Origin of the sequence: Streptomyces hydrogenans (assembly GCF_014656075.1) — a bacterium.
Taxonomy (GTDB): domain Bacteria; phylum Actinomycetota; class Actinomycetes; order Streptomycetales; family Streptomycetaceae; genus Streptomyces; species Streptomyces hydrogenans.
Window position 1 is genome coordinate 1 of sequence record NZ_BNBS01000204.1, and the last position, 7,943, is coordinate 7,943.

The 7,943-nt window shown below is 71.1% G+C and carries 9 protein-coding genes; 6 read left to right on the plus strand and 3 right to left on the minus strand.

Translation table 11 applies throughout. The features are described from left to right. Positions 1-320 precede the first annotated feature (320 nt). Positions 321-905 carry a DUF4383 domain-containing protein gene (locus IE321_RS39660; protein WP_190226505.1) on the minus strand — a complete coding sequence of 195 codons (585 nt, stop codon included), beginning with the start codon at positions 903-905 and terminating at the stop codon, positions 321-323. Positions 906-1,182: 277 nt separating this feature from the next. Between IE321_RS39660 and IE321_RS39665 the strand changes: the two genes are divergently transcribed. The 3 genes from IE321_RS39665 (at position 1,183) to IE321_RS43285 (ending at position 2,421) form a co-directional block, all read left to right on the plus strand. After that, on the plus strand, positions 1,183-1,704 hold the full coding sequence (locus IE321_RS39665; protein WP_190226506.1) for a DUF427 domain-containing protein: 522 nt from the start codon (positions 1,183-1,185) through the stop codon (positions 1,702-1,704). 24 nt (positions 1,705-1,728) lie between these two features. Then, complete coding sequence (locus IE321_RS39670; RefSeq protein ID WP_229916794.1) at positions 1,729-2,187, plus strand: VOC family protein; 459 nt, start codon at positions 1,729-1,731, stop codon at positions 2,185-2,187. 90 nt (positions 2,188-2,277) lie between these two features. Continuing rightward, complete coding sequence (locus IE321_RS43285) at positions 2,278-2,421, plus strand: hypothetical protein (RefSeq protein WP_373316665.1); 144 nt, start codon at positions 2,278-2,280, stop codon at positions 2,419-2,421. Between the two features lie 726 nt (positions 2,422-3,147). Here the strand turns inward: IE321_RS43285 and IE321_RS39680 are convergent. Beyond that, positions 3,148-4,278, minus strand: a complete 1,131-nt coding sequence (locus IE321_RS39680) for a glutamate--cysteine ligase (RefSeq protein ID WP_229916796.1) — start codon at positions 4,276-4,278, stop codon at positions 3,148-3,150. 875 nt (positions 4,279-5,153) lie between these two features. Here IE321_RS39680 and IE321_RS39685 point away from each other — a divergent pair. After that, complete coding sequence (locus IE321_RS39685; protein WP_229916798.1) at positions 5,154-6,071, plus strand: alpha/beta fold hydrolase; 918 nt, start codon at positions 5,154-5,156, stop codon at positions 6,069-6,071. Positions 6,072-6,341: 270 nt separating this feature from the next. On the opposite strand, the gene IE321_RS39690 is transcribed toward IE321_RS39685, so the two are convergent. Next, on the minus strand, positions 6,342-6,842 hold the full coding sequence (locus tag IE321_RS39690) for a hypothetical protein (protein WP_190226509.1): 501 nt from the start codon (positions 6,840-6,842) through the stop codon (positions 6,342-6,344). 124 nt (positions 6,843-6,966) lie between these two features. Between IE321_RS39690 and IE321_RS39695 the strand changes: the two genes are divergently transcribed. After that, the gene (locus IE321_RS39695) at positions 6,967-7,128 is read left to right on the plus strand and encodes a hypothetical protein (protein WP_190226512.1); all 162 of its coding nucleotides are present in this window, start codon (positions 6,967-6,969) and stop codon (positions 7,126-7,128) included. Next, positions 7,109-7,846, plus strand: coding sequence for a protein kinase family protein (locus IE321_RS39700; RefSeq protein ID WP_190226510.1), 738 nt, complete (start codon positions 7,109-7,111; stop codon positions 7,844-7,846). The genes IE321_RS39695 and IE321_RS39700 overlap by 20 nt, the downstream gene beginning before the upstream one ends. Positions 7,847-7,943 lie beyond the last annotated feature (97 nt).

Sequence of the window (7,943 nt, forward strand, 5' to 3'; positions counted from 1 at the left end):
TCGGCTGCTGCCCGGCCCGCGCCGAGCGCCCCGCGGCCGCCGGCGCCGACAGCCCGTGGAACGCGGCCCGTTGACCGTGTCCGACGGACGCTCCGGCCCGGCTTTCCGTCAGGTCGCCTTCGGCCACGTGACGAGCGCCGTCCCGGTGGCCGCGCAGCCGGCCGCGCACGGCGTGGACCCGTCGCCGGCCGCGCCCCGGTGGGACGCGTCTCCGCGGCGCACGGAGCCTCGCCCGTCCCCGTCGTCCCGGAGCCGGGCGGATGCGCCGCAGACACCGCCACGCCGTCCGGGGAGGCCCGACGGCCTCCCCGGACGGCCGCTCACCGCGAGTCCTCCGAAAGCGTGGACGAGGGCGTGCCCGGGAGCGCCGGCGGCGCGGTGCGCTCCGCCACGCCCGGGAGCGCGGTGACGGCCCGACGACGCGCGAGCGACTCCGCGGCAGCCTGGCGCGGATGCCGGCGGCGCCAGTAGGGATTGTCGTGGGACAGCTTGCTGGACACCCGTCCGTACATCCCGAACGTGACGATCAGCAATCCCATCACGAAGCTGAACATCACGTTGGTCATGCCGAAGTCGAGGAAGTTCGCCGGCCGGTCGAGTACGAAGAGGTGGTAGAAGCCGCTGAGCAGGAACGAGCCGCCCACGACCATGTTGACGGTGGAGGCGACGTTTCCTCCCACGGCCGCGGCCACCAGGAGGGCGAGCCCCACCACCAGCGAGATCACGCTCAAGGCGGTGTTGGTGGTCATCCCGGCGATACGGTCACCGGAGGTGTCGAAGGGGTTGAGCGCGTCGGCGAAGCCGAGGCAGCCGAACACGAGCAGGATGCACCCGCAGACGCCGGCGCCCCAGCGGTACACCGTGGCGAGGTGGTGATCCACGGGAAGTTCTTCTTTGAGTCGCACAGTCGTTCCCCAATCCGCGCATCGCCCGCGGGTCCCCCGAGGGGGTACCGAGCGGACGGAGATGCCGCGAGGCGCCTCGATGGCCCTCAAGTCGTTTTCCCGACAAATCGGCATCGGGATGCGCTTCGTCGTCCGAAGGGCTCCCTTCACCCTCCCGGCCGAGCGAGCTCCGGCGCGTCCGCAGGGCCCGCGGTACCGGTCGCCGTGCCGCATCCGCGGGTCGGCCCGCGGGAGAAGTACGGGTACGGACAGGCGGACGAACGACGAGGTCGAGCCCATGAACGACGCGGAACGCGCACCGGACGGCCCCCGGGGCCCCGTACACCCCGGGTCGAGGCCGACGGAGTCCGTGTGGGACTACCCGCGGCCCCCGGAGCTGAGGGGCGACGACCGCCACGTGACGGTCACGGTGGGTCCCCAGGTCGTGGCGGACACGCGCGCGAGCCTGCGGATCCTGGAGACGAGTCACCCGCCGGTCTTCTACCTGCCCCGGCGCGACGTGCGCACCGCGTTCCTGCGCCCCCGGCCGGGCCGGACCCACTGCGAGTGGAAGGGCGTGGCGTCGTACTGGGACGTCGTCGTCGGTGACATCGTGGTGGTACGGGCCGCCTGGAGCTACGAACAACCCCTCGGCCCCTACGAAGCCCTCCGCGACCACCTGGCCTTCTATCCGTCCGCGGCGCGCTGCACGGTCGACGGCGAGGTGGTGACCGCCCAGAAGGACGACTTCTACGGCGGGTGGATCACGCACGAGATCGAAGGTCCTTTCAAGGGCGGTCCCGGCACCTGGGGCTGGTGACCGCCCGCAACGAAGGAGGACGTCATGACGAACACAGCGCGGGCGACCAGGGGCGCCGAGGTCGTGATGGATCCGGACCGCCCCGCCGACGTGGCGGCGGACCTCCACGCCTACCTCAGCTACCGGGACACCGAAGCCGCGCTGGCCTGGCTCTCGGAGGTCGGATTCGAGCTCGTGCGGCGCCAGGACGCCGAGGACGGTTCACTCGCCCACGCCGAGGTCCGGTGCGGGGACGTGGTCCTCATGGTGGCCGGCGCGCACGCCGAGTACAGCAGGCCGGCCCTGCACGGCACCAGCACGGGGAGCGGCCTGTACCTGTGCCTCCCCTCCCCCTCGGCGGTGGACCGGTGGTACTTCCACGCGGTGTCCGCGGGCGGGGTCCCGGTGATCGAGCCGGAGGCGACCGAGTGGGGGACGCGACGCGCCCGGGTCCTCGACCCCGAGGGACACGAGTGGAGCGTGGGGACCTACCGGCCGGGCTGATCCGAGGGCCCGGCCGGCAGGCCCTCACGAGCGGACGGGGTACTCGTCGTACGGGGCCGGAGGGGCGGACCCCGTCAGGAGCGCCAGCCCGTGGGCCGAGCCGCTCTCCTCCACCACTTCCGCCAGCGTCTGCGGCGTCCGCACCGTGGCCGGCTCGACCGCTCCGTCACGGTGCAGGGATCCGTGGCCCCCGGCCTCGGGATGCTGTTGTACTCGCAGGGGGCGGAGGAGTAGTAGGCGCCCGTGTCGTGCAGCATCACCAGGTCCCCCTCCGCAAGCTCCGGCAGCAGGCGCTCGTGCGCCACTACGTCCCCGGCGAAGCAGAGGGGGCCGGCGAAGTAGAGGGGGCCCGCGACGTCCTGCGGTACGGACGCGGTCGTCTTCCACCAGGCGCTGCAACTGCGGCGCCCGCCTCTGGTAGCGCACGGTCAGCCCTGCGGTCTGTTCGGCGAAGGTCGCCTTCGGGCACGCTGCGTTCTCGCAGTACAGACGGCGTATGGACAAGTCGATGCGCACCGGCCGACCCCCGAGACAGACATCGGCCAGGTGCCGTACATAGCGGCTGTGGCACCACTCGCTGAACCAGCTGCAACCCGTACATGCCGCAGGAGCACCAGACCTCGTACAGGCGCGAACCACCACACCAGCATCAGAGGCATCGACCGACACGACCAGCGCATCAGCCAACTGCGTTAGCAGTGAAGCCAGTTCCATAGAGCACAGCCACAGGCTGCCCGCGTTACGGACCGGCCGACCGTGTCACCGAGATGATCTCCGGCTACGAAATTCTCGCCAGAGCCACGTTCACGCGTACGCCGACACGTGGTCGAAGGCCGGCGGGCGGCCGCCTCGCCGGGCCCGGTGTGCGGCCGGTCGGATCTGGACAGCTGCGGCAGACGGAGTCATCAGGGGGCGCTCGCCCGAAGGGCGCCGCTGGCGTCACTCTGACGTGATCGGGCGCTACTCCGCGGGGTCGGCGTCCTGGGTGGTGATCCGTGCGCACTCGCGGACGACCTCGCCGAGTTCCATGCCGCCCTCGAAGAGGTCGCGCTGCCTCCGAGCCCCTCCCCCACCCGCCAGGACGTCCTTGATGCCGGCCCGTGCCCGGTCGAGGTCGCCGGTCTCCCGCAGCGCGGTCTCGGTATACGTGATGAGGGCGTCGAAGGCCGCCTCAGCAGGGACGGGGCGCAGCGTCCGGGGGTCGAGCAGCCGGCCTTCCGGACCCGAGCGGGCGGCCTGCCAGGCCGCGAGGCGCAGCGCCTCGACCGGGACGCGGGGCACGGGTTCGCCCGACCGCCAGGCCCGTGCAACGGTCTCGACCAGGGCGCGGACGAGGGTGGCCACCAGCACCGTGGTGCCGGGTTCGAGGCAGACGTCGGCGACGCGGATCTCGACGGTGGGGAAGGTCGGGGAGAGGCGGGCGTCGAAGTAGATCATGCCCTGGTCGCGCAGGACGCCCGTGCTCAGCATGTCGCGCACGCGGGCGTGGTAGGCCGCCGCGCTCCCGAACGGCTCGTAGGGGCCCGCGGAGGGGAGGCGGTACCAGACCCGGCTGCGATAGCTGGCGTACCCCGTGTCCTTGCCCTGCCAGTAGGGCGAGTTGGCGATGATCGCGGTGAGCAGCGGCAGCCACGGGCGGATCCGGTCGAGGACGCCGACGCCCTCCTCGCCGGGCTCGCCGGAGACGTGTACGTGGCATCCGCCGGTCAGCTGCTCCTGCGCGGTCAGCGCGAACTGGTCGGCGAGCCAGCGGTACCGCCGCCCGAGGTTCCGGGAGGGCTCGACGGCGAGCGGGGAGGTCGCGAGGGCGGCGACCTGGGCACCGACACTTCCGGCGTGGCGCCGGGCCTCGGCCCGCCACCGGACGATCTCCTCGCGTAGCGCACCCATGTCGGCGACGGGGCGGGTGGCGAACTCCAGCTGCTCCTGGTGCAGCTCCTTCTCGAAGACGTCCCCCGCCTCGTCCCCCGATGCCGCCGCGAGGACCGCGGACGACAGGGCGAGCGGCTCTCCAGTCCTGGCGCTGACGAGCAGCAGCTCCTCCTCCACCCCTACCGTGCGGGTCTTGTGGTGCGTCGAGGTCTGGGTCACGCTTCTGTCCTTCCGGGTGGTGCGTCGCTCAGTGCGCTGCCTGGACGCCTGCCCGTCATCGGAGGAAGCAACCGCATCGATCAGAAGGACGACTGGGAACGACCTGACCTTCAGGCGGTCCGGTGTGCTCGCCCCGCGTGTGCCCCCGCGACCGGGCCTCACACATCCGCGACAGCGTGCTGCGCCGAGATGCCTGGCGGGTGGCCTCGCACTTCGTCCGGAACGGGCGAGGGCCGTCGGGCCCCCGGCCGCCGTGCAGGCCCGTACGTCTGCCCCCTTACGGAGCGGTGCTCCGGAGCACTGCCTTCCTCGGTCCATGTCCGCTGCCGTGCGCGAGTCCGGCTCGAGTGCGGCGCGTGCGCCAGGGGTCAGGAGGGTCTGCGCAGGGTGCCGGCGTCGCGCTGCCAGGATGCGGGATGCAGGATGCGGGATGCGGGCGGAGTGGACACCGGCGTCGGGAGACGCGGCGAGAGGTCGGGGCCGTGTCCCTGGGGCGAGATGCCGGAATCAAGCCTGCGGCTCGGGGGGTGGTGGAAGAAGCGATCGTCTGGACCGGAAGGTCGATACGGGTGGCCGGGACCGGGCGAGGAGGCGGCTGTGGTTGGGCCCGGGCGGAACGGGCTGCGATGCGCCGCGGAGCGGACGGCACACTCCACGACATGGTCGCCGCCACAGCGTGCTACAGGCACCGGAGACGGCGCACACGGGCCTGAACCCGAAGCACGGCGGCGTCGCTGCGCCCGGGCGCCGGTGACGCGCAGGGTCTGGAAGCGGACATAGCTGCGGGCCCCGGTGGAAGACCGGTCACGACGGTGTCCTGGTCGAGCGGCCTCCGAGGAGACCGGATGGCACATCGTCGGACCGGAGCCGTCGGCATGACGGGCAGCTGTCGCCCTGGCGAGCGAGTCGGCGTCCGCGGGGCCACGGCCGCCGATCTCGTCGCCCACGCCAGCCACGCACCGTGTCGGACATGGCGGACCGGATGGGGAAAAGCGGAATGGCTTGAGACGGCATCCCGGGGGCCCGGTGGCCGGGCGGGAACGGGCCGTCCCTGTGTCGAGGAGCGGCGTGTCCCCGAATTCGGCCGGTGTCAGCGCCGGCGTCGACGATCCGCATCGGCGGGTGACGGCGGACGCCACGGACGTCGCACGTCCTACGTAGACGTCGGGCCCGTCAACGCGCCTGCGGTGGTGTTCCCGCACAGCAATCCGACCTGGTCGTATCTGTGGCGGAACGTGATCGCACCTCTGGCTCGGGAGTTCCGCTGTCTCGCACCTGACCTGCCGGGCATGGGCCGCTCCGCGCCCTCCGACGGCCGCTACCGGTTCCTCGATCACGCCTGTCACCTGGACGCCTGTTTCACCACGGTCCTGCCCGAGGGGCCACTCGCTCTCGTCGCGCACGACTGGGACGTGGCGTTGAGGCTGGGATGGGCCGGCCGGTATCCGGAGCGGCTGCGGGCCTTCGCCCACGTGGAGGGAGTCGTCCGGGGCCGGCGTCGGGCCGACTCCCCCGGTGGCGACGCGGTGTTCCGGACCGTGCGCAGCGAGCAGGGCGAGGCGACGGTGCGGGGCGAGGACATGTTCGTCGAGCGGATGCTGTCGATGGGACCCTGCGGGATCTGGATCCGCGCGAGAACGATGCCTACCGAGTCCCGTTCGCCACGGAGGTGTCCCGGCTTCCCACCCTCGTCTTCGTGCGGGAGCTGCCCTTCGACGGCGATCGCGGCGACGTCGCCGTACTGGACGCGAACGCCCGGTGGGCGGCCTCGTCTGACGCGCCCAAGCTCCTGATCACCGGAAATCCCGGGGCCGTGCTGACCGGGGACCCGTTGGAGGCGGTACGCGCATGGCCGGAGCAGCGTGAGGTCACCGTCACCAGCGCGTTTCCTTCCGGGCGCCGGACGTGGAGTCCGGGATCACCTCCTCGGCCTCACCGGGAGTCGGTTCGTGGCATCGGTGGCACGTCTTCACCGCGCATCCCCCTCATTTCGCTCCTTGTGGCACGAGCAGTTGCACCGGCCCGGCTGCCGAGCCTGTTGGCCGCCTGTCACGACAAGCGGCTCATTGCTCGTCCTCGATGCACTCAACGTCGACGGGCTGCGTGCCGTTGAAGGTCACCAGGATTCCGTAGGGGTCCGCCAGCCGGAACCTGCTCTCCGTGAACCGAATGGCCCAGCTCTGGTCGGCCCACACCACTGCTTCGGGAACTGCCAACGGCAGCTCTGGAAGGTCCAGCCAGCTCAGTTCCTCGGATGTGAGGTCAAAGCGCCGCTCCCGGAGCCGGGCCCGGCAGTACCCCACGGCTCGGTCGACGAAGACGTCGAAACGGCTCGCGACGTCGTGAACGAGTTGCAGGGTGCCCTCGTCAGGCGGCGCAGCCGGCTCCGTCACCAGACTGATAGACACCGTGGAGCCCCCTGTCGGCTCCAGGAAGCAGCCGGTCCAGCAGGCCAAAGACGGTGGACTCTCCGTCCGTTTCAATGCAAGGCCGGCGACACGCAACGTCGCAGGCAGGTCCACGCCATTGCCCGAAGTACTTGGCAGCTCACCGTCGTCCGACATCGGCCCACCCTATGTCAGCCTCCTCACGCCGATGGCGCCGGCCAAGACGCAACCGTCAGAGCCCTCGTCGGTCGTCCCTCCTGGCGCACTCGATCTGCCGCATGCGCTCGGGAAGTGGGGCACGATGCTGATCGCCATCTGTGAGGACGACCGCCGGTGCCTGCTGAAGCTCGCGGAGGAAGTTCCCGGGCTTCGGGACGAGCTCTTCGACGGGGCGGTCAGGGCGATGAAGTACCGCTCCTTCGTCACCGCCCCCAGCGCAGAGGATGGATGGATCACCGGCTAGCGATCTGTTCTCCCTCGGTGCGACGCTCTACCAGGCCGTCGAGGGTGTCTCGCCGTTTCAGCGAGCCACCCGCGACGCGACTCTGGCGGCGATTCCGTGGGAGGACGCACCGGTGCCCCAGCGGGCCGGACGACTCGCTCCACTCATCACTCAGCTGCTGGACAAGGTCCCGGACTCCCGTCCGACGATCGCCGAGGCACTGGCCATCGTCTGCGGGGAGCAGCCCACGCGGGTCCAGGTCCGGCCGCAGATCCTCGTACAACGCGACGCCATGTCTCTCCCCGAGCCACCAGCCGCGACAAGCTGGGAGCACACGGCAAATGCGGTGATCATCGCGCTGATCGCCCTGGTCGGCGTCGCGGGACTTCCGGACGCCGGCCCGACATGGGGACGGTTCGAGCACGACAGTCGTGTCGTCATCGCTGTGTTCGACGTCTTCGCCGGCGGGCTACCGGGCGCGGGCCTGGCGCGGTTCGTGCCGGCGAGGGCCGGCAGGCTCGTGATCCTTCTCGCTCGGGTCGCCGGCTTCGGCTTCGGCTGCTTCGCAACGGGTTTCGCCGTACACGGCGCCGCGAAATCACTCCTGGGCTCGATGCTTGCGATCACACAGGAAAACGAGGCCACGACGGCCTCGCTCACCTTCCTCACCGCCACCTTTCTCATCGCGGCCGCACTGGCTTGGCAGGGCAGGAGGCGACGCCTGCGCGAGCTGCTCTAGTGATCTGAGTCAGAGATTCGTCGGCAGTGGCGGCGTCTTTGTCAGGATCTCGTCGGCGGTCTTCGTCCATACGAACGGTCTGGGGTGTTCGTTCCAG

Coding starts and splice junctions, on each gene's coding strand:
- IE321_RS39665 (WP_190226506.1), top strand. CDS start 1,183: ATGAACGACGCGGAACGCGCACCGGACGGCCCCCGGGGCCCCGTACAC.
- IE321_RS39670 (WP_229916794.1), top strand. CDS start 1,729: ATGACGAACACAGCGCGGGCGACCAGGGGCGCCGAGGTCGTGATGGAT.
- IE321_RS39685 (WP_229916798.1), top strand. CDS start 5,154: ATGACGGGCAGCTGTCGCCCTGGCGAGCGAGTCGGCGTCCGCGGGGCC.
- IE321_RS39690 (WP_190226509.1), bottom strand. CDS start 6,842: ATGTCGGACGACGGTGAGCTGCCAAGTACTTCGGGCAATGGCGTGGAC.
- IE321_RS39695 (WP_190226512.1), top strand. CDS start 6,967: ATGCTGATCGCCATCTGTGAGGACGACCGCCGGTGCCTGCTGAAGCTC.
- IE321_RS39700 (WP_190226510.1), top strand. CDS start 7,109: ATGGATGGATCACCGGCTAGCGATCTGTTCTCCCTCGGTGCGACGCTC.